The organism is Flavobacterium riviphilum (genome assembly GCF_055231795.1).
Window position 1 is genome coordinate 139,433 of the sequence record NZ_JBUYSY010000006.1, and the last position, 21,019, is coordinate 160,451.

General features: G+C 36.3%; 17 protein-coding genes. 6 read left to right on the forward strand and 11 right to left on the reverse strand.

Going from position 1 to position 21,019, the window contains the following annotated elements:
* Positions 1 to 49: 49 nt before the first annotated feature.
* The 5 genes from yidD to ACZIX2_RS08275 all read right to left on the reverse strand — a co-directional run bounded on the left by yidD (position 50) and on the right by ACZIX2_RS08275 (position 4,560).
* Positions 50 to 295: a membrane protein insertion efficiency factor YidD gene (gene yidD / locus ACZIX2_RS08255; protein ID WP_463339618.1), complete on the reverse strand. Its 246-nt coding sequence runs from the start codon at positions 293 to 295 to the stop codon at positions 50 to 52.
* 212 nt (positions 296 to 507) lie between these two features.
* Entirely contained in the window at positions 508 to 1,986 is a 1,479-nt protein-coding gene (cysS, locus tag ACZIX2_RS08260; protein WP_463339619.1) for a cysteine--tRNA ligase, read from the reverse strand.
* Positions 1,987 to 2,049: 63 nt separating this feature from the next.
* Positions 2,050 to 2,439 carry a four helix bundle protein gene (locus tag ACZIX2_RS08265; protein ID WP_463339620.1) on the reverse strand — a complete coding sequence of 130 codons (390 nt, stop codon included), beginning with the start codon at positions 2,437 to 2,439 and terminating at the stop codon, positions 2,050 to 2,052.
* A gap of 50 nt (positions 2,440 to 2,489) precedes the next feature.
* Positions 2,490 to 3,161, reverse strand: a complete 672-nt coding sequence (folE, locus tag ACZIX2_RS08270; protein ID WP_463339621.1) for a GTP cyclohydrolase I FolE — start codon at positions 3,159 to 3,161, stop codon at positions 2,490 to 2,492.
* A gap of 202 nt (positions 3,162 to 3,363) precedes the next feature.
* Complete coding sequence (locus ACZIX2_RS08275; RefSeq protein ID WP_463339622.1) at positions 3,364 to 4,560, reverse strand: pyridoxal phosphate-dependent aminotransferase; 1,197 nt, start codon at positions 4,558 to 4,560, stop codon at positions 3,364 to 3,366.
* Between the two features lie 124 nt (positions 4,561 to 4,684).
* Here ACZIX2_RS08275 and ACZIX2_RS08280 point away from each other — a divergent pair, with 124 nt between their 5' ends.
* Positions 4,685 to 6,040, forward strand: a complete 1,356-nt coding sequence (locus ACZIX2_RS08280) for an aspartyl protease family protein (protein WP_463339623.1) — start codon at positions 4,685 to 4,687, stop codon at positions 6,038 to 6,040.
* A 7-nt stretch (positions 6,041 to 6,047) separates the two neighbouring features.
* Here the strand turns inward: ACZIX2_RS08280 and ACZIX2_RS08285 are convergent, their stop codons facing one another.
* The gene (locus ACZIX2_RS08285) at positions 6,048 to 6,431 is read right to left on the reverse strand and encodes a DUF1573 domain-containing protein (RefSeq protein WP_463339624.1); all 384 of its coding nucleotides are present in this window, start codon (positions 6,429 to 6,431) and stop codon (positions 6,048 to 6,050) included.
* Positions 6,432 to 6,648: 217 nt separating this feature from the next.
* Between ACZIX2_RS08285 and ACZIX2_RS08290 the strand changes: the two genes are divergently transcribed.
* Positions 6,649 to 9,282: a valine--tRNA ligase gene (locus tag ACZIX2_RS08290; protein WP_463339625.1), complete on the forward strand. Its 2,634-nt coding sequence runs from the start codon at positions 6,649 to 6,651 to the stop codon at positions 9,280 to 9,282.
* An 82-nt stretch (positions 9,283 to 9,364) separates the two neighbouring features.
* Here ACZIX2_RS08290 and ACZIX2_RS08295 read toward each other — a convergent pair whose 3' ends face one another.
* The 5 genes from ACZIX2_RS08295 to recQ all read right to left on the reverse strand — a co-directional run bounded on the left by ACZIX2_RS08295 (position 9,365) and on the right by recQ (position 17,895).
* Entirely contained in the window at positions 9,365 to 10,678 is a 1,314-nt protein-coding gene (locus ACZIX2_RS08295; protein WP_463339626.1) for an APC family permease, read from the reverse strand.
* 187 nt (positions 10,679 to 10,865) lie between these two features.
* The gene (locus tag ACZIX2_RS08300; RefSeq protein ID WP_463339627.1) at positions 10,866 to 11,414 is read right to left on the reverse strand and encodes a PepSY-associated TM helix domain-containing protein; all 549 of its coding nucleotides are present in this window, start codon (positions 11,412 to 11,414) and stop codon (positions 10,866 to 10,868) included.
* Between the two features lie 26 nt (positions 11,415 to 11,440).
* Positions 11,441 to 13,735 (reverse strand): TonB-dependent siderophore receptor, encoded by a 2,295-nt coding sequence (locus tag ACZIX2_RS08305; protein WP_463339628.1) that lies wholly within the window; start codon positions 13,733 to 13,735, stop codon positions 11,441 to 11,443.
* Between the two features lie 183 nt (positions 13,736 to 13,918).
* On the reverse strand, positions 13,919 to 14,392 hold the full coding sequence (locus tag ACZIX2_RS08310; protein WP_463339629.1) for a DUF6265 family protein: 474 nt from the start codon (positions 14,390 to 14,392) through the stop codon (positions 13,919 to 13,921).
* 1,307 nt (positions 14,393 to 15,699) lie between these two features.
* Positions 15,700 to 17,895, reverse strand: coding sequence for a DNA helicase RecQ (gene recQ / locus ACZIX2_RS08315; protein ID WP_463339630.1), 2,196 nt, complete (start codon positions 17,893 to 17,895; stop codon positions 15,700 to 15,702).
* Between the two features lie 82 nt (positions 17,896 to 17,977).
* Between recQ and ACZIX2_RS08320 the strand changes: the two genes are divergently transcribed.
* From ACZIX2_RS08320 to lptB, 4 genes are all read left to right on the forward strand, one after another.
* Entirely contained in the window at positions 17,978 to 18,943 is a 966-nt protein-coding gene (locus ACZIX2_RS08320; protein ID WP_463339631.1) for a KpsF/GutQ family sugar-phosphate isomerase, read from the forward strand.
* A complete protein-coding gene (tatC, locus tag ACZIX2_RS08325; RefSeq protein WP_463339632.1) occupies positions 18,943 to 19,749 on the forward strand; it encodes a twin-arginine translocase subunit TatC in 807 nt (268 codons plus the stop codon). The genes ACZIX2_RS08320 and tatC overlap by 1 nt, the downstream gene beginning before the upstream one ends.
* 2 nt (positions 19,750 to 19,751) lie before the next feature.
* Entirely contained in the window at positions 19,752 to 20,099 is a 348-nt protein-coding gene (locus ACZIX2_RS08330) for a carboxymuconolactone decarboxylase family protein (protein ID WP_463339633.1), read from the forward strand.
* Between the two features lie 161 nt (positions 20,100 to 20,260).
* Positions 20,261 to 21,013: an LPS export ABC transporter ATP-binding protein gene (gene lptB / locus ACZIX2_RS08335; RefSeq protein WP_463339634.1), complete on the forward strand. Its 753-nt coding sequence runs from the start codon at positions 20,261 to 20,263 to the stop codon at positions 21,011 to 21,013.
* Positions 21,014 to 21,019 lie beyond the last annotated feature (6 nt).

The following is a 21,019-nucleotide window of genomic DNA, read 5'->3' on the forward strand; positions in this document are numbered from 1 at the left end:
TTTCGTAAAAATAAAGATTTAATGTAATAAAAAGGCCAATTATTTATGACTATTTGTGTTGGCATTTTTTTTCAGGTACAGGATCGTAGCCTTTACCTCCCCAAGGATGACAGCTCAAAATTCGCTTAATTCCTAAATAGCTACCATATAAAAAACCATGGGTTTGTAAGGCCTGAATCATATAGCTGGAGCAGGTTGGTTCATAACGACAAGCCGCAGGAGTAAATGGCGAAATAGCCCCTTGGTAAAAACGAACCAAAACAATCAGTGGATAGGTAAGTATTCGATTCAGCATACATTCAGATTCAGAAACTTTGTTTTAAAAACTGTTTGGAGCAGTAAACATAGGTGTTTTTTTAGTAATCATAAGTCCCGCTGTCCGTTATATCTTTGCCTTTTTAAAGGAAAAAGGCAAAGGATGTCACTCCCATCGGGGCTAAAAGTATAGAAATTGTGTGTTTGGAAACATTAATCACCTACTTCTAACTTCTAATTTCTAACTTCAAATTATATACTAAAAGTTGTTCCTTCTTTACCGTCCTTCAGTTGAATACCCAATGCCAATAATTGGTCTCTAATTTGATCAGAAAGTGCAAAGTTTTTATTCTCTCTGGCTTGCTTTCTCATTTCTATCAATAACTGGATAGTGCCTTCTAATTTGTCGTTGTTACTATCGGCAACTTTTTCGTTTTCAAGACCCAAAACCTCAAAAACAAAGGCTTCGATAGCAGTTTTGAAGGTGGCTAGATCTTGAGACGAAAGGGTTTCTTTACCGTCTTTTACTAGATTAATAAAACGAACGCCTTCAAATAAATGTGCAATTAAAATTGGTGTGTTAAAATCGTCATTCATGGCGTCATAGCACAATTGTTTCCAATCTTCAATAGCAAGAGATGATTGAGCGCTTGTAGGTAAGTCTTTTAGTAAAGAAAGCGCTTCCATTAATCGTTTGTATCCTTTTTCGGCTGCTACAATAGCATCATCCGAAAAGTCAAGAATGCTTCTGTAATGTGCTTGCAACATGAAGAAACGAGTTACCGATGCAGAAAAAGGTTTGCTTAAAATAGTATTCTCTCCTGATAATATTTCTCCAGGCAAAATATTGTTACCGGTCGATTTTGCCATTTTCTTACCATTCAAGGTAAGCATATTGGCATGCATCCAATAATTCACAGGTGTGTGTCCTGTGCATGCTTCATTTTGAGCAATTTCACATTCGTGATGTGGGAATTTCAAATCCATTCCACCACCGTGAATGTCAAAATGATTGCCCAAGTATTTGGTGCTCATAGCGGTACATTCTAGGTGCCAACCTGGGAATCCATCGCTCCAGGGCGAAGGCCAGCGCATGATGTGTTGTGGTTCGGCTTTTTTCCACAAAGCAAAATCTTGTGGATTGCGTTTGTCTGATTGACCGTCTAAGTCTCTAGTGTTAGCCAACATGTCTTCTATGTTTCTGCCACTCAAGATACCATAATGATGGTCTTCGTTAAATTTTACCACATCAAAATAAATCGAACCATTAGCTTCATAAGCAAAACCTTTTTCGATTATTTTTTTGATAATTTCAATTTGCTCAATGATGTGCCCGGTAGCCGTTGGTTCAATACTCGGCGGTAGAAAATTAAAAGCACTTAAAATTTTATGAAAATCAACGGTGTAACGTTGAACTACTTCCATCGGTTCAATTTGTTCGAGTCTTGCTTTTTTGGCAATTTTATCTTCGCCCTCATCTACATCATCTACAATATGTCCTACATCGGTAATGTTACGAACATAACGTACTTTGTATTCCAAATGCTGTAAATAACGGAATATTACGTCAAAAGACATGAATGTTCTTAAGTTGCCTAAGTGTACATTGCTGTATACTGTGGGGCCACAAACATACATTCCTACATTTCCTTCATGAACGGGTACAAAAGCTTCTTTTTCTCCAGAAAGAGAATTATAGATTTTAAGGGGTTGATGGGTATATAAAGGCATATTTATTGACGGTTTGTTGTTTGTTGTTTATTGTTCTTAGTTCGTTGTTTTGTGTAGATTAAATCATTTGAATTTGAGACCTTTCATCTCACAATTATTTAAATAATTCATCATTGCACCGATTTTGTTTTTTTCTAATTCAACTATTTCATTCAATTTGAAATGTTGTTCTTTTGTAATTAGATTTTTGTCAAAAGCTCTGTAGGATTGTGATTTTACTTCCCCAGCAGAACCTTTTGCAATACTTAAAAATTGAATAAACTCTCGATTGCCATTTCGCTCAAAACCTTCGGCAATATTGTCCATTATTGACCCTGAACTTCTATCGATTTGGTCTCTCAGTGAATAATTAGTTTTTAAGTTAGTGTTTTGAATGAGAAATTCAACAAGCTGGCATATTTCTCGTGCCAAACTCCAAATTTCTAAATCTTCAAATTTTTGAATTTTCCCCATCAGAACTATAAACTATGAACTAAGAACTAAGAACAACAAACCATAAACTCTTAGAATTTTGTATCTAATTTAATGTAATCCAAAAATTCCCTTTTAGTTTGAGCTTCTTTGAATTTTCCTCCAAATTCTGAGGTAACTGTACTGCTTTCAATATCTTGAATTCCTCTGGAATTAACACACAAATGCTTGGCATCAATAACACAGGCAACATCTTCTGTTCCTAAAGCTTTTTGAAGTTCTTGAACAATTTGCATGGTTAAGCGTTCTTGTACTTGAGGACGTTTGGCATAATATTCCACGATTCGGTTCATTTTGGATAATCCAATAACTTTTCCGTTAGAAATATAAGCCACATGTGCTCTTCCGATAATGGGTAGTAAATGATGTTCGCAAGTTGAATACACAGTTATGTTTTTCTCCACTAGCATTTCTCCATATTTGTAATTGTTGTCAAAAGTGGAAGCTTTTGGTTTTTTATTGGGGTTTAGACCACCAAAAATTTCTTTTACAAACATTTTGGCTACACGATTTGGGGTGCCTTTTAAACTGTCATCAGTCAAATCCATACCCAATGTGAGTAGCATATTTTCTACATCATGCTTTATACGTGCAATTTTTTCTTCGTCAGAGAGGTCAAAAGCATCGTCTCTTAAAGGGTTAACAGCACTCGTACCTATATGATTGTTTCCAATTTCGTCCTGAAGTTCTTCGTTGTTCATCATTAAAAATCCTATTAATTGAGGGGTCAGTTTTTAAGGGGTAAAGATAATTAATTAATGTCAACAATTTCAAGGCTATTTTTGAATTATTGGATTGTTTTCCTTTGTAAAAAGAGGCTAAAATCAAAAAAAGCAATATTTTCAATTGAAGTATTGCTTTTTTGTTGCTTTTTAAACTTAGTTTTAAGTTTAATATTGTCAATATTTAAAATAATTTTCTGTACTCTTCTAGGCCTGTTTTTAAAATGTTTATAGCTTTTATTAAGTCTTCTTTTTTCAATACATAGGCAATTCGCACTTGCTGAAGTCCCATACCGGGAGTTGAATAAAATCCGGCAGCAGGGGCAATCATCACGGTCTCTCCCTCTAATTGGTAGTTTTCTAGGAGCCATTGGGCGAAATGATCGGTATTGTCGATAGGCAATTGCGCAATGCAGTAAAAAGCACCCTTTGGAGTGGTGACTTCAACGCCATCAATTTTTTGGAGCTCATGTATAACGGTATTTCGTCTGTCTCGGTACTCATTAATTACTTCTTCGAAATAACTAGAAGGGACGTCTATAGCTGCCTCACAAGCAATTTGTTCAACAGTTGGGGGGCTTAAGCGTGCTTGGGCAAATTTCATGGATGCAGCAATTACTTCTCTGTTTTTAGTAACCATACAACCAATTCGTGCGCCACACATGCTGTAGCGTTTGGAGACAGAATCTATCATGATAACATTTTGTTCAATGCCTTTGAGATTCATAACCGAATAATGTGGATCGCCATCATAAATAAATTCTCGATACACTTCGTCTGCTATCAAATATAAATCATGCTTTTTTACCAATTCACCTAATTGTTCGATTTCTTCTTTGGAATACAAATAACCTGTTGGGTTATTAGGATTGCATATCAAAATGGCTTTGGTTTTATTGGATATAAGTTTTTCAAATTCGGCAATAGCTGGCAGGGCAAATCCGGTTTCTATGGTAGAATTTACGGGGACAACCTTTGCATCTGAAGCAGCAGAAAAAGCGCTGTAGTTAGCATAGAATGGTTCGGGGATTATCACCTCATCATCAGGATCCATAATGCTTCCTAAGGCAAATAACAAAGCCTCGGATCCGCCAGTTGTTACTAGGATATCTTCGAAATCTACCTCAACATTTTGATTTCTGTAAAATGAAACTAATTTTTTTCTATAGCTTTCATAACCTGCCGATGGGCTGTATTCAAGCAAATCTAAATGAATGTTTTTTATGGCATCAATGGCCACTTTTGGACTTTTTATGTCCGGTTGACCAATGTTGAGATGGTATACTTTGATTCCTTTTTTCTTAGCAGATTCAGCAAATGGTGCTAATTTACGAATGGGAGACTCGGGCATTAATCGGCCTCTATTGGATATTTTTGGCATTGTTGAAAAATTGAAATGCAAATTTGCGCATTTTTTTCTAAAATAAGCGTACTTTTAAGTTCAATTTGACTCTAAAATATAACAAAAATGTTAAATTTTTTGAAAAATATTATGTATAAATAATATGAAAGGCTTTAAGCTAATGGGGGTACTTTTCTTCTTGTCTTGGGCTGTACTATCTCAAGAAGGTTTTGTTATTCCTTCAAATAAAAATAAAGTAGAGATTCCTTTCAAGCTGATCAATAATTTGATTTTTATCCCCATAACTGTAAATGGAGTAACCTTAAATTTTTTATTGGATTCTGGAGTAGAGGAAACATTGTTGTTTAGTTTGGACGAATCTCAATCGTTAAATTTAAAAAATGTTGAGAAAATACAATTGCGAGGGTTAGGAAGTGAAGAATCCATAGAGGGGTTGAAGTCTACTAATAATGAAATGTTTAGTTGTGGATTGGTGGCGCATAATCAATTGTTTTACGTGGTATTAGATCCGAGTTTTAATTTATCGTCTCATATTGGAATTCCGGTAAATGGCATTATAGGGGCTCAATTTTTTAAAAATAATGTCATACAAATTGATTATATCAAAAAAAAAATAACCGTGCTTAAACCAGGTTCTTCGTATTTGCGAAAAATCGAAAGATCCTTTGTTAGGTTGCCGATATCTATTGAAAGAGGAAAGCCCTATTTTCAAACAAAACTATTAAATGATGGCAATCTTTTTGAAGCCAAAATGCTTATCGATATAGGAAATAGTGATGCTGTTTGGGTTTTTCAAAACGATAACCATTCCATTAAGATACCTCGAAAAAACTTTGATGATTTTTTAGGAAAGGGGTTTAGTGGCGATATTTTAGGGAAAAGAGCTATTTTGAAAGAAGTTACTATAGCTAGTTTTAAGTTTTTGAACCCAATTGTTTCTTTCCCAGATTCTTCTTCTTTGAAATATGTGAAAGTAGTACAGGGCAGAGTGGGGTCTATAGGGGGCGAGATATTTAGACGATTCAAGTTGGTGCTTGATTATCAAAATGGGAGTATGTTTTTGAAAAAAAATAGCCACTATGCATCAAAATTCAAATACAATCGAAGTGGAATTGAAATTGAGCAAAGAGGGATGAAATGGGTAGAAGGACTGGTTCGAGTCGAAAATTCAACCTCAAACTTAAATCCCGCCTCTGCTACTAATGTAAATAAATCGGATGGTTGGCAAGTGACTTCGCAGGTGAATAATTTTAAAGTAAAGTTTGAGTTGAAACCCAATTATTTTATTGGAGGTATTCGAAAGAATTCGGCCGCCGAAAAGTGTGGTTTGAAAAAAGATGACGAAATTATTTCCATTAATGGTATTCCCGTACATCGTTATTCTTTAGAAAAAATCAACGCACTTTTTTCAGAGGATTCTAATAAGAATATTGCAATTGTTGTAGTTCGGCAAGAAATGCAATTAAAGTTTAGCTTTCAATTAGAAAGTGAGTTATAAGGCACAATTAGAGGACTTCTCCTTTTATTTTAATGGCAACCCTTCCGTTTTCGTAGTTTACTGCATTGGTCTCAACTGTGATGGTTTTCCTAATAGGACCTGGACTCATGTTGTATTTTACTTCGATTTTTCCGTTTTGCCCAGGAGCAATAGCCGATGAGGGTTTGCTAAGGATGCTGCATTCTTTGGTAGATAAAATATTGAGGATTTGTAATGGAGCATCACCGGTGTTTTTAAACTCGAAAGTTCGAATACCGTTATCGCTATTTTTACTAACTTTTCCGTAATCAATAGTATTTTCGTTGGCTAAAAATTCAATTTTAGGCCCAATTTGACAGAATGAAAATTGAGAAATTAAAAGTGTTACTAGAGTCAATAACCACTGTTTCATGATAGATTTTTATTAGGGTTATGTAAATGTACTTGGTTTTAAAGAAAGTTCAAAACTATTTTTTGTTTTTTATAGTCTACTTTATTAGTTACTTTTGCCAAAATGTTTTAAAGAACTAAATACTTTTGTCAAGTTTTTAGTAATTCTGTTTTTTTATTATCCACGCCCAAAAGATGTTTTTATAAAATTTTGACAGTAAAAATTATATCCAAATAAAATGAGTATTCCTGCACAATTTGACGCAAAAACCATAGAAAATAAATGGTACGACTATTGGATGAAAAACAAGTATTTTCATTCCAAACCAGATCATAGAACCCCATATACTATTGTAATACCTCCTCCAAATGTAACAGGTGTATTGCACATGGGGCATATGTTGAATAATACCATTCAAGATGTACTTATTAGAAGAGCTCGTTTGAAAGGTTTTAATGCATGCTGGGTGCCAGGAACAGATCATGCCTCTATCGCAACTGAAGCCAAAGTGGTGGCTAAGCTAAAATCAGAAGGCATAAACAAAGCGGATTTAACTCGTGAGGAGTTCTTAAAGCATGCCTATGATTGGACAGACAAATACGGCGGAACCATTTTAGAACAATTGAAACAGTTAGGTTGTTCTTGTGATTGGGATAGAACCAAATTCACAATGGATCCAGATATGTCGGCTTCTGTAATTAAATCTTTTGTGGATTTATATAACAAAGGCTTAATTTATCGTGGCTACCGAATGGTGAATTGGGATCCCGAGGCAAAAACTACTTTGTCTGATGAAGAGGTAATTTACGAAGAACAACAAGGAAAATTATTTTTTCTAAAATACAAGATTGAAGGGTCAGAAGACTTCTTGACTGTGGCAACCACTCGCCCTGAGACAATTTTTGGAGATACTGCTATTTGTATCAATCCAAATGATGAACGTTTTACACATTTGAAAGGAAAGAAAGCGATTGTGCCAATTTGCGGTCGTGTAATTCCTATTATAGAAGATGAATATGTTGATGTTGAATTTGGAACCGGTTGCTTGAAAGTAACCCCAGCTCACGACGTTAACGATAAAACACTTGGAGATAAACATAATTTAGAAATTGTTGATATTTTCAATGAAGATGCCAGTTTGAATAGTTATGGTTTGCATTATCAAGGAAAAGATCGTTTTGTAGTTCGTGCCGAAATTGCTCAAGAATTAGAGTCCATTGGTGCTTTGGTTAAGACTGAAATTCATTTGAATAAAGTAGGAACTTCCGAAAGAACTAAGGCGGTAATCGAACCTAGATTGTCTGACCAATGGTTCTTAAAAATGGAGGAATTAGTAAAGCCAGCCATAAAAGCGGTTTTAGAAGATGGGGATATAAAATTACATCCTTCGCGTTTTAACAATACCTATGCGCATTGGTTAAACAATATTCGTGATTGGAATATTTCTCGTCAATTGTGGTGGGGACAGCAAATTCCTGCCTATTTCTATGGAGATGGAAAAGAAGATTTTGTGGTGGCTGAAAACATTGAAGAGGCTTTGGTTTTGGCCAAGGAAAAAACTTCTAACCCTTCACTTCTCGCTTCTGACCTTAAACAAGATCCAGATGCTCTTGATACTTGGTTCTCTTCTTGGTTATGGCCGATGTCAGTTTTTGGTGGAATTATGGATCCTGAAAATGAGGAATTTAAATACTATTATCCAACCAATGATTTGGTGACGGGTCCCGATATTTTATTTTTCTGGGTGGCCAGAATGATAATTGCAGGATATGAATATGCTGGAGAGAAACCGTTTACTAATGTGTATCTGACAGGATTGGTTCGTGATAAACAACGTCGTAAAATGTCAAAATCTTTAGGGAATTCGCCTGAGCCATTGGAATTAATTGAAAAGTTTGGTGCCGATGGTGTACGAGTAGGATTGCTATTGAGTGCTTCTGCTGGAAACGATATTATGTTTGACGAAGAGTTGTGTAATCAAGGAAAAGGTTTTTCTAATAAAATCTGGAACGCTTTCAAATTGATCAAAGGATGGGAAGTTTCTGAAACGATACCACAACCCGAATCCTCAAAAGTAGCCATTGAATGGTACGAAGCGAAGTTGCAACAGACTCTAGCAGAAATAGAAGATAATTTTGAAAAATATCGCATTTCGGATGCCTTAATGGCAATTTATAAATTGGTTTGGGACGATTTCTGCTCGTGGTTCTTAGAAATGATCAAACCAGGGTATCAACAACCTATTGATAAGTTGACTTTTGAAAAAGCTATCGAAATGTTGGAAAATAACTTGAAATTGTTGCATCCGTTTATGCCATTTTTAACCGAAGAAATTTGGCAACATATACAAGATAGAACTCCAGAGGAAGCTTTGATTGTATCAACATGGCCAGAAATTAAACCGTTTAATGCGAGTTTGATAACTGAATTTGAAACAACAATTGATGTAATTTCCGGTATTAGAACCATTCGCAAAGACAAGAACATTCCGTTTAAAGATGCTATTGAATTGAAAGTGGTAAACCATGACAATACTTCTGTTTATTTTGATGCAATAGTAGCTAAATTGGGGAATATAGCTTCCTTAACTTATGTTTCTGAAAAAGTAGAAGGCGCATTGTCTTTCCGTGTAAAATCTAATGAATATTTTATACCAATTACTGGAAATATTGATGTTGAGGCTGAAATTGCCAAATTGACTGAAGAACTTAATTACACTAAAGGGTTCTTGAAGTCAGTTCAAGGTAAATTATCTAATGAAAAATTTGTCAATGGCGCCCCAGAGAAAGTAATCGCTATGGAACGTAAAAAAGAAGCCGATGCTTTGGCTAAAATTGCAACGATAGAGCAAAGTTTAGCTGGGTTGAAATAAAAAGGTTTTAATGATAAAAAAAGAGCTTTTCAAATCCGAAAAGCTCTTTTTTTTTTTTTTTAGCTATAATTTAGAAAACTATTTATTTCGTGTGATTCAATTTTTTGGTCAATAAATATAAAGGATAGGATAGAATAACTAGTGCGATAATTATGATAAACCCGTTTGGATCGCTGAAAATAAATCCTATAAAAAGGCCAAAAGAGGCTAGAATTGCAATAATTGTGGTCCATGGATTTCCAACTGCTTTATAAGGTCTTGGCAATTCAGGTTCGGTTTTTCTGAGTTTTAATAGGGAGAAAAAGGCTAGTGCCCAAACCACAATTGAAATAAAAGCAGTAAAAGAAAACAGTACTTCGAAAGAACCAATAACAATTAATAAAAAACTAAAAGCACTAGATATCAAAAGTGCTACAATTGGTGTTCCACCTTTATTTACTACAGCGCCTTTTTGAATAAAAAAACCATCACGACTCAATCCATAAAGAATTCTTGGTGGAATCATCATGAAAGCATTTAATATGCTTAGTAACGAAAAAATTGAAATCACCGTTACAATAGTTGCGCCATATTCACCAAAAATGACTTTGGCGACATCAGCTGCAGCTAAATTGGATTGAGCAATATCTTGTAAGGATAGTACATTGAAAAACGCAATATTCACTAACACATAGATAACTATAACTAAAAGTACTCCTCTAAACAAAGATTTTGGTATGTCAAGGCTAGGATTTTCATTTTCTTCGGCAAAAAAGCAAACACCATTCCAACCATTATAAGTACCGATGATAAGTTGTAAGGATTTGAACAAACTCACCCAAATACCAGCAGTGACTACTGATGAAGAATAATTGATTTGCGGAGGTTCATTGTTACTTACTATAAAGCAAGCTATAATTAGGGCAACAAAACAAATCACTTTCAGTAAACTCGTAAATTGTTGAATAATATTCCCGTTTTTAACTCCTTGAAGATGCAATCCTAAAAAAGCTACTAATAAAGCCAAGGAAAGTACCGTTTTAAAATTACTCAAATCGGGAAACAAAATGATAGTATACTCGCTGATAACAATACAAAAAAAGGCTGGGGGAATGGCGTTTAGTATATAATCGAACCAGCCGGTCAAAAAACCCAAATAATCACCAAATGCTCTTTTGACATAATTGTAAGAGCCACCTGCTTTTGGTAACATGGTAGCCAATTCAGCATAGGCATTAGCTCCCATAAGTACATATAAACCTCCAATGATCCAAGCGAATAGTATTAGCCAATAATTAGCCAATTGTTCTGCTATGGTGCCCGGTGTTCTCAAAATACCTACACCAATTGTGCCTCCAACTAGAACAGCAATGTTAAAACTTTGCCCTAAATTTTTCTTCAATTGATGCGTAGCCATAGAAAAGTTATTTTTAAAGTTAAAAAAGGATCTCAAATATACTGAATTTGAGGAGTATTTAAAAAAGTAAAACCTCGCTTTACAAAGCGAGGCTTTACTTTTTTGACAAAATGGATTGTTAATGTCTGATGAATAAGCTTACAGTTGTATTAGTACTGCTAAAAAGGTATATACTTTATGCTGTATATTAGCTGAAAAAGATTAAGAATAGCAGTGGGAAAACTACGCCGGCAACGGCTAATTTCCAACCGCGATTTTTCCAACTGTATTTTCCTGCTTTAATCATTATAGTTCCAGTTAAAGCGATAATAATCAAACTTATCGCAAAAATATCAGAGTAATAAATCCAAAAATTGGAAGTGTTTTTATGCAGTTTCATTGTTTGGCTGATAATTGGTGTTTTGATGAAAGTAACCAATTCGCCTTTGCCTGTTTTGGTGTCAATCTCGATATCATGTTTTTCAAAAGATACTTTCAGTACGCCTTTTTTAATGTTGTGTCGTCTGAATTTATCTTCGAAACCTAATTTTTCTGCTAGACTTTCAGCATATTCTTCTGTGATTTTATCTTTTTCTGGTAACTGAATTTCAACCGGTTTTACTTCTGTGGTATATTTTTCAGGATGCCACATATCTCTGTGATTCATTAATAAACCTGAAAAAGCAAACGAAACAATTAGACCTATATAAAAGTATCCTAAATCACGATGTAAATTTCTAAAATTAATTTTTTTCATAATGAGAATTTGATTGGGTTAAGGTTTTAAATTTTGTAGCGCAAAGTAGCCATAATTTGAGTAGGAGCAATAGGATTGACACTGTAATTTTCATGTACTGTATAGTTCAATTCATTGGTTACGTTCGAAATTTTACACAAAAGTGATACTTTTTTCCAGTCGTATCCAATAGAAAGATCTAAGGTAGCATAGCCTTCCAAAGGAATGTCACGGTCTTCAATGGTTACAATGTAAGATTTTGGGTTAGTAGCGGGTTTAGTTTCGGTCCAAACATAACGGTCGTTCCAACCTCCTACACGGTCACCGATATAGCTAGCCATAGCACCAAAACTTATTCCTTTCAAAAGACCTTCGGGAACTTTGTAAAACACACTAAAGTTGGCGGTGTGTTTTGGGGTGCGAGTAAGTACATCACCTTCTACCAAGCTGCCATTAGTTCCTGAGGTTTTTGTGATTTTGGTTTCGTTAAAACTATATCCAGCAATTAGGTTTAGTCCTTTCATTGGATTGGCATTGATGTCAATTTCAATACCTTTACCTTCGGTTCCTCCAACCAATTCTTTAAAATCAGTATTAGCGTTGGGAGTTTTGCCATCAGCGCCAAAGGCAGCAGTTTGTGCTAGATTATTGTTTTGAATAATGTAAGCCGTAAGATTTGTAGTGATCAAACCTTTCATGAAATCTTTTTTAATTCCTACCTCATATTGGTCAATAATTGAAGGGTTCAGTGGTTTAAAGTCAACCGTGGTTCCTGTATTTGGTGTAAAAGAGTTGGAATAACTTCCGAAAATTGTAGTGGTTTTGTTAGGTTGGTAAACTAAACCAGCTTTTGGAGAAAACGCTCTGTTTAAATTTTTTATCCCTATGGTTACGGTGTTCTTTTCCAAATCTCTAGTGGTAACTTGTGCTTCTTGCCAAGACCAACGAATACCTGCTAACAATTTTAATTTATCGGTAAAAGAAATTAAATCTTGTACATATCCACCAAAACGTGTGGTTTCAGTAGTAGCTATTCGAGTGTTGGTGGCTTTGGGGATATCATTTCTTTGTGTGTTTGGGTCAAATGTAAAAAGATTTATGGTGTCATAAAGATTAGGGTCGTATTTGCCGTTAACTATTACTGCTTTTTCTTTAAAAGCGTAGGTGTAATTGTCTGCAATTGAAAGTTCATAATCGACTCCAGTGAAAATTTGATGTTTTACTTTACCTGTATGAAAAACTCCTTGTAAACTTAATTGATCACCAAATATTTTTTCTAAGTTTTTGTTTTGCACCAAACCTCTGTTCCAAGTTCCAGGAACGGCATAGGTGTCTAACGCTGAAATCTGTGCGGTAGACTTTTGAGTTCTGTTATAGTTCTGAAATGAAGTATTAAAATTCAGTTTCCAATCTTTATTAAAATCGTGTTCTAATAAGACAGAGGTGCTTGATGATTTGGTATTTCCATTGGACCATTTAGCACCAAAGAATTGATTTCTTGGTAAGTCTAAGATTTTTTTACCAATTATACCGGTTCCGAAATCGGGTGTCCAATCTGCATCCAAATAATCTCCCTGTAATGTAATCTGTGTTTTTTCTGAAAGTAAAAATAAAAACGAAGGGTTAAAATAGATTCGCTCATTTTTGACAACATCTCTAAAACTTTCCGAGTTTTCATAAGAACCATTGAAGCGATAGGCAATAGATTGATTTATTGGGCCATACACATCGAAGGCGGGTTTGTAATAGTTGTAACTTCCAATTTGTAAAGCAACTTCTCCTCCTTCGTTGAATTTTGGAGTTTTTGTAATTAAGTTCAAAATACCACCAGGAGCAACATTTCCATACAAAAGTGCAGCACCTCCTTTAAGAAATTCTACTTTTTCTAAGCCCGAAATTTCTGGAATTGAACCTCCGTTAAAGCGAAATCCATTTTTAAACATGTTGTTGGCAGTCATGTCATAACCTCTTGACCAAAACGATTCTTGAGCGCCCCCTCGTGCAGAACCTACATAGATGCCATTCGCGTTTTTTATAACATCACTCAATCGAATGGATTGTTGTTGTTCAATAACTTCAGCACCAATTATTTGTACAGTTTGAGGGTTGTCCATTGGCTTTAATCCTGAACGTATTGCAGAAACTGGTTTTCTTTGTTTGTGAGCTTTTACAAAAACTTCGTTCAAAATACCTCCTTTTTTGTTTTTTACGGTATCATTTTCACTTGTAAACAATTCACTTTGTGTTTTTATGTTTTCTGAAGTAATGCTTGCAGTAGTGTTTTCTTGTGCATGACTCAGTAAGCCACTCATTAATAATAAAGTTAATACGTTATATTTCATGCTTATTTGGATTTATTAAAAATAACGCTGCAAATATAAAATCTTTTTCGGGTTTTTTATACTTTATTTAGATTAAATATTAATAAAAAAATAAAAAAATAAAAATTCTTCTTTAGTGTTAAAAATCAAGCACAAAAAAACCTCGAGAGTTAGTCTCGAGGTTGTGTTTTAGTGTGTGTAGGATTACTTTACCTTTTTCATGGTAAAAGATTCGATGTTTTTTTTTCCAAATTGAATACCCGATATAGTTGCGGTAAGTTGGTCTTTGTTGTTGCTATACGTTATTTTTTGAGGATAGTCGTGTTTTGGGTTTTCAAAAATTAAGCTTTTGTCGTTGTTTGATGTTAACGGAAAGATTACTGCTTCATCTTCATTTTCACCTTTGATGGTAGCTATATACAACAAATTGTTGTCTTTTTCTTGAAGTACGATAGTTTCGTGATGAAGCGTGTCTTTGTCCTTAATAAAAAAGGAAGTGCCTTCAAGGGTGCTATCGTTTACCGAAGTCCATGTTTCTTTAAGAATACCCTGATTCGATTGATATTCCCATTGTCCTATCAGCCATTGTGAAGCTTTAATTTTTGAAAAGTCATTCGATTCATTTTTACAAGAGATCAAATAAAGGAGAGTGGCTATAAGCAAAGTGTTTCGAAACATATTTTAAATTGTTAATGGTATTGGACAGCTAAATTAGTAAAAATATACCATTTTGATGGCTGTAATTATAGGTGTTGAAGGTGTTGTTTAAAAGAGTGTTTTTTTTATGAGATTCATCTGATGTTTTTATTTTATAGAAATACAGGAGATTACATCTAATAGTTTTTTAGTGTAAAGAGTAAAGATTAAGAAAAAACGTTAGCCGTTAGTCTACATCGAAAACTAAAGGACAACCCTGAAATGAGCGACCTTTGCGAAAGTCTTTGCGAACCTTGCGGTTAAATTTTCCACCATTTCAGAGTTCTCTTTGCGCCCTTTGCGTAAGTCTTTGCGAACCTTGCGGTTAAAAAAAAACGTCAAGCACAGCAATAATTAGGGTACATTTCACTCAACGGTTACATTAAAAATAAAATAGGATGATAGTACATAAGGAGGATAGGTTTAAAAGCAGTACTGCTCCCCTCTTGAGAGGGGTTGGGGTGTGTTTGTTGTCGGTAAAAATTGAATGTATAATTACAGTAAAAAAGTTAGCCGTTAGTCTACATAGAAGACCAAAGGACAACCCTGAAATGAGCGCCCTTTGTGTAAGTCTTTGCGAACCTTGCGGTTAAATTTTCCACCATTTAAGAATTCTCTTTGTGACCTTTGCGTAAGTCTTTGCGATCCTTGCGGTTAAAAAAAAAACGTCAAGCACAGCAATAATTAGGGTACATTTCACTCAACGGTTACATTAAAAATAAAATAGGATGATAGTACATAAGGAGGATAGGTTTAAAAGCAGTACTGCTCCCCTCTTGAGAGGGGCTGGGGGTGTGTTTGTTGTCGGTAAAAATTGAATGTATAATTACAGTAAAAAAGTTAGCCGTTAGTCTACATAGAAGACCAAAGGACAACCCTGAAATGAGCGCCCTTTGCGTAAGCCTTTGCGACCCTTGCGGTTAAATTTTCCACCATTTCAGAGTTCTCTTTGCGACCTTTGCGTAAGACTTTGCGAACCTTGCGGTTAAATTTTCCACCATTTAAGAATTCTCTTTGTGATCTTTGCGTAAGTCTTTGTGAAACTTGCGGTTAAAATTGTAATCATATACAATTTCTCTTTGTGACCTTTGCGTAAGTCTTTGCACTCCTTGCGGTTAAATTTTCCACCATTTAAGAATTCTCTTTGTGATCTTTGCGTAAGTCTTTGCGCTCCTTGCGGTTAAAATAAAACAATCAATTATTAATGTTAGTATTCATTTATAACACTCAAAACCCACAACTCACACCTCACAACCCATAACCCAAAACCCACACCTCACAACCACTCCCTAATTCGCTACTTCACTAATAAACTTAATACGCATCAAACGCAATTCGTCTATATCGTAATCACCATCAAATTCTTTCAATGCAATCTCAATATTATCAGAATGCGAATCCATGAAGTAATCGTGTATTTCTTCTTGTTGGTCCTCATCGAGCAGTTCGTCTACCCAATAACTAATATTCAATTTAGTACCCGAATACACAATTTGCTCCATCTCTTTGATAAGGGCTTCCATGCTTAAGCCTTTGGCAGCGGCGATATCAGTTAGAGCCAATTTGCGGTCGATACTCTGGATGATATAAAGTTTGTTGGCCGAGTTGACACCAGTAGTTTTAACCACCAAGTCATCAGGACGGATAATGTCGTTTTCTTCTACATACTGTTGGATAAGCGAGACAAACGCCTTACCGTATTTACGGGCTTTACCTTCACCTACACCGTGGATGTTGGTCAATTCGGATAAGGAGATAGGGTATTTTAAAGCCATGTCCTCTAACGAAGGATCTTGGAATACCACAAAAGGAGGGACGCCCAGTTTTTTGGCTTCTTTTTTACGCAAATCTTTAAGTAATACCATCAAGTTTTCATCGGCGGCTACCGAAGTTTTGGTATTGCTGATGATAGCATCATCGTCAGCATCGGTGTACTCATGGTCTTCGGTCATTTCAAACGACACGGGATGTTGCAAAAAGTCTAAACCTTTAGGGGTGATTTTAACAATACCATAGGTTTCGATGTCTTTGGCCAAATAACCGTTGACTAAGACCTGACGCAATAAGGCCATCCAGAATTTGTCGTCATGAGCAGCACCACAGCCAAAAAACGATTGACTATCGGTTTTATGTGCTTTGATAACGGCATTGACTTTACCCAATAAAGTGTGTACAATTTCTTTGGATTTATAGATATGTTTGGTTTTTTGTACGACTTCCAGCAGTTGGACCACTTCATTCATGGCTTCCACTTTGGTTTTAGGGTGACGAACGTTGTCGTCCATGTTACCGCCTTCCCCTGTTTCATTGTCGTACTCTTCACCAAAATAATGCAAAAGGAATTTACGTCTAGACATAGAGGTCTCGGCATATGCCACCACTTCTTGGAGTAGCGCAAAACCAATTTCTTGCTCAGCCACAGGTTTGCCCGCCAAGAATTTTTCTAATTTTTCGACATCTTTATAGGAGTAATAGGCAAGACAGTGACCTTCTCCACCATCGCGACCCGCACGCCCAGTTTCTTGATAGTAACTTTCTAGCGATTTAGGAATGTCGTGGTGAATGACATAGCGGACATCGGGTTTGTCGATTCCCATACCAAAAGCAATCGTGGCCACTACCACATCAACATCCTCCATCAAAAACATGTCTTGGTGTTTGGCTCGGGTTTTAGCGTCTAAGCCAGCGTGATAGGGAACAGCACTAATGCCGTTTACTTGCAACACCTCGGCTATCGATTCTACTTTTTTGCGACTCAAGCAATAAATAATGCCCGATTTGCCCTTGTGTTGACGGATGTATCGGATGATATCCGATTCAATCGTTTTGGTTTTAGGACGCACTTCATAATAGAGATTCGGACGATTGAAGGAAGCTTTATAGGTTTTGGCATCCGACATTTCTAGATTTTTCAAAATGTCTTCTTGTACTTTCGGGGTAGCGGTCGCGGTCAATCCAATAACGGGAACTTTGCCCAATTGACGTATAATATGACGCAAATTTCGATACTCAGGACGGAAATCATGACCCCATTCCGAGATACAGTGCGCTTCATCAATGGCTACAAAGGACAAGGGAACTTGTTGCAAAAACTGTACATACTCTTCTTTGGTCAGCGACTCTGGAGCCACGTACAACAACTTGGTTATGCCTGAGGTAATGTCTTTTTTTACTTGGGCAATTTCTGTTTTGGTGAGCGAAGAGTTCAGTACGTGGGCTACACCTTGCTCCGAAGACAAACTCCTAATCGCGTCTACTTGGTTCTTCATTAAGGCAATTAAAGGAGAAACTACTATTGCCGTTCCTTCTAAAATAAGAGCGGGCAATTGATAACATAAAGATTTTCCTCCACCGGTCGGCATAATTACAAAAGTGTTTTCTTTATTAAGAAGACTGGTAATTACTTGTTCTTGCAATCCTTTAAATTGACTGAAGCCGAAATACTTTTTTAATTCTTTGTGTAAATCAATTTCGTGTGAATTCATGCTATTTTGTGGTATTTTGTATAAATTTGCATCTCTTAAAGATACAAAAATCTTTTATTAATACAAATTTAATAATTCTGTTTTGATAAGCAACGAAAACCTACTGGCTTTAGCCCAAAAAACAATTCTTTCGGAAAGTGAATCCATTTTGAAATTGGCTTCCTATCTAGACGATCAGTTTCTTTTAACACTACATAAAATATACCAATCCAAAGGGCGCGTGGTGATTACGGGAATTGGAAAGAGTGCCATTATCGCTCAAAAAATTGTAGCCTCACTCAATTCCACAGGAACACCTGCTTTATTTTTACATGCTTCAGAAGCCATTCATGGCGATTTAGGTATGATTCAAGACGAAGATGTGATCATTTGCATCTCCAAAAGTGGGAACAGTCCCGAAATTAAAGTCTTAGTGCCCCTGTTGAAACGTTTTGGGAATACCTTAATAGGAATGACTGGAAATATGAGTTCGTTTTTGGCCAAAGGGTCGCATTATGTACTCAATACTACGGTAGAAGCTGAATCTTGTCCAATGAATTTAGCACCTACCAACAGTACAACTGCTCAATTGGTGATGGGGGATGCCCTAACGGTTTGTTTGATGGAAATGCGCGGTTTCCAAGCCGAAGATTTTGCCAAATACCATCCGGGAGGTGCTTTGGGGAAAAAATTACTATTGAAAGTAAAAGATGTCATAGAACATTCTCAAAAACCACAAGTAAGCCCTGATACCTCAATAAAGAAAGCCATTTTTGAAATTTCCGAAAAACGTTTGGGAGTTACCGCCGTAATCGAAGACGAAAAAGTGGTGGGAATCATTACCGATGGTGATGTGCGTCGCATGCTCAACGACCGCGACAGTATAGCTGGTGTAATCGCAAGCGATATTATGACGCGCAATCCCAAACAAATCCATTCCGAAGCCATGGCCATAGACGCATTCAATATGATGGAGGATTTTTCGATTACCCAACTCATCGTGGTAGACAATGGAGTGTACCAAGGGGTGTTGCATTTGCATGACATTTTAAAAGAAGGGATTGTATAATGGCTAAAAAAAACCTGAACGAAATGTCGTTTTTAGACCATCTCGAAGAACTGAGATGGGTGTTAGTAAGAAGTACAACGGCCATTTTAATTATGGCTTTTGTGACGTATTTTTTTAGCGATTATCTCTTTGATACGCTGATATTCGGACCCACACGTCCTTCCTTTTTTACGTATCGCTTTTTTTGCGACTTGTCGCATCAATTGGGTTTTGTGGATAGTATTTGTATAACCGAATTGCCTTTTATCATCCAAAATACCCAAATGGAAGGGCAGGTCAACATCTTTGTATGGATGTGTTTGCTGTCGGGCTTTATCCTGAGTTTTCCCTTTATTCTATTTGAAGTGTGGAAATTTATCAGTCCTGCATTGTACGAACAAGAAAAAAAAGGGGCCAAATTTTTCATCAGTGTCTCTTCATTATTGTTCTTTTTAGGGGTGCTTTTTGGCTATTTTGTCATCATTCCGATGTCGATCAATTTTGTGGCTACTTTTACGGTTTCAGATATTGTCAAGAATCAATTTACGCTAGATTCCTATATGGGATTGGTGAAAACCTCTGTTTTGGCAGGCGGATTGTTCTTTGAATTACCGATTATTATTTATTTTCTAACCAAACTCGGACTCGTAACTCCTGAATTTTTAAGAAAATATTGGAAATATGCAGTAATCATTATCTTGATTGTGGCGGCTATTGTAACACCTCCCGATGTGGTGAGTCAAACTATTGTAGCCATTCCGATGCTTCTTATTTACGAAGTGAGTATTTTAATTTCTAAATTGGTAGTCCGTAAACAAAACAACTAAGTATGGCTGATATAGTTCAAGAATTCAACGAATACCGTTCCAAGATGAACGAGAAATTGTTGGCAGACAACAATAAAATTGTAAAGCGTATTTTTAATTTGGATACCAACGCCTATGCGGCAGGAGCTTTGGATGTAAAAACCAAAGAGTTGTTGGGTTTGGTAGCTTCAGCCGTCTTGCGCTGCGACGATTGTATCAAGTACCATTTGGAAACCAGTTATAAAGAAGGGGTGACTCGCGAAGAAATGATGGAAGCCATGGGGATTGCTACTTTAGTTGGAGGGACCATTGTAGTACCGCATTTGCGCAGAGCCTATGAATTTTGGGAAGCTTTAGAAGCGCAAGAATAATAGAATAAAATTGGTGGCTAAAACGCTAAGAAACGAAGAGGCTTAGCTAGGCAACAACTCCAAATAAAAGAAGAATAAAACGCCTACGGCTAGTATAATGATGCATAGCGATATAATTTTAGGGGTTCCGTCTTCCAATAAAAAACAAATAGTATAAACTGATGAAATTAAGAGCCGATAATCTGGTAAAAACCTATAAAGGGCGAAGTGTAGTAAAAGGAATCTCCTTAGAAGTAAATCAAGGACAAATTGTTGGATTGTTAGGACCTAATGGAGCAGGGAAAACCACCTCGTTTTATATGATAGTGGGATTGGTGAAGCCCAATGCAGGGCACATCTATTTGGACGATTTGGACATTACTGAGTATCCTATGTATAAGCGCGCCCAACACGGGGTAGGCTATTTAGCACAAGAAGCTTCAGTTTTTCGAAAATTGAGTATTGAAGACAATATTTTGAGTGTGTTGCAATTGACCAATTATACCAAGGAAGAGCAAATAGCCAAAATGGAGAGTTTGATTGCCGAATTCAGTTTGGAACACATTCGCACCAATAGGGGAGATTTGCTTTCGGGAGGGGAACGACGTCGTACCGAAATCGCGCGTTGCTTGGCTACGGATCCTAAGTTTATTTTGCTTGACGAACCCTTTGCAGGGGTCGACCCTGTAGCGGTGGAGGACATTCAACGCATTGTGGCGCAATTAAAAAATAAAAACATCGGGATTCTAATTACCGACCATAACGTGCAAGAAACTTTAGCCATCACGGATAAAACCTATTTGATGTTTGAAGGAGGCATCCTCAAAGCCGGTACACCAGAAGAATTAGTAGAAGATGAAATGGTGCGTAGAGTCTATCTCGGCCAAAACTTTGAACTCCGCCGAACTAAAATCGACTTCAATGCTACAAAATAGAACAGT

Coding starts and splice junctions, on each gene's coding strand:
- ACZIX2_RS08295 (WP_463339626.1), bottom strand. CDS start 10,678: ATGGCTACGCATCAATTGAAGAAAAATTTAGGGCAAAGTTTTAACATT.
- lptB (WP_463339634.1), top strand. CDS start 20,261: ATGAAATTAAGAGCCGATAATCTGGTAAAAACCTATAAAGGGCGAAGT.
- ACZIX2_RS08265 (WP_463339620.1), bottom strand. CDS start 2,439: ATGGGGAAAATTCAAAAATTTGAAGATTTAGAAATTTGGAGTTTGGCA.
- ACZIX2_RS08280 (WP_463339623.1), top strand. CDS start 4,685: ATGAAAGGCTTTAAGCTAATGGGGGTACTTTTCTTCTTGTCTTGGGCT.
- recQ (WP_463339630.1), bottom strand. CDS start 17,895: ATGAATTCACACGAAATTGATTTACACAAAGAATTAAAAAAGTATTTC.
- ACZIX2_RS08300 (WP_463339627.1), bottom strand. CDS start 11,414: ATGAAAAAAATTAATTTTAGAAATTTACATCGTGATTTAGGATACTTT.
- ACZIX2_RS08285 (WP_463339624.1), bottom strand. CDS start 6,431: ATGAAACAGTGGTTATTGACTCTAGTAACACTTTTAATTTCTCAATTT.
- tatC (WP_463339632.1), top strand. CDS start 18,943: ATGGCTAAAAAAAACCTGAACGAAATGTCGTTTTTAGACCATCTCGAA.
- ACZIX2_RS08310 (WP_463339629.1), bottom strand. CDS start 14,392: ATGTTTCGAAACACTTTGCTTATAGCCACTCTCCTTTATTTGATCTCT.
- yidD (WP_463339618.1), bottom strand. CDS start 295: ATGCTGAATCGAATACTTACCTATCCACTGATTGTTTTGGTTCGTTTT.
- ACZIX2_RS08275 (WP_463339622.1), bottom strand. CDS start 4,560: ATGCCAAAAATATCCAATAGAGGCCGATTAATGCCCGAGTCTCCCATT.
- ACZIX2_RS08330 (WP_463339633.1), top strand. CDS start 19,752: ATGGCTGATATAGTTCAAGAATTCAACGAATACCGTTCCAAGATGAAC.
- ACZIX2_RS08305 (WP_463339628.1), bottom strand. CDS start 13,735: ATGAAATATAACGTATTAACTTTATTATTAATGAGTGGCTTACTGAGT.
- ACZIX2_RS08290 (WP_463339625.1), top strand. CDS start 6,649: ATGAGTATTCCTGCACAATTTGACGCAAAAACCATAGAAAATAAATGG.
- folE (WP_463339621.1), bottom strand. CDS start 3,161: ATGATGAACAACGAAGAACTTCAGGACGAAATTGGAAACAATCATATA.
- cysS (WP_463339619.1), bottom strand. CDS start 1,986: ATGCCTTTATATACCCATCAACCCCTTAAAATCTATAATTCTCTTTCT.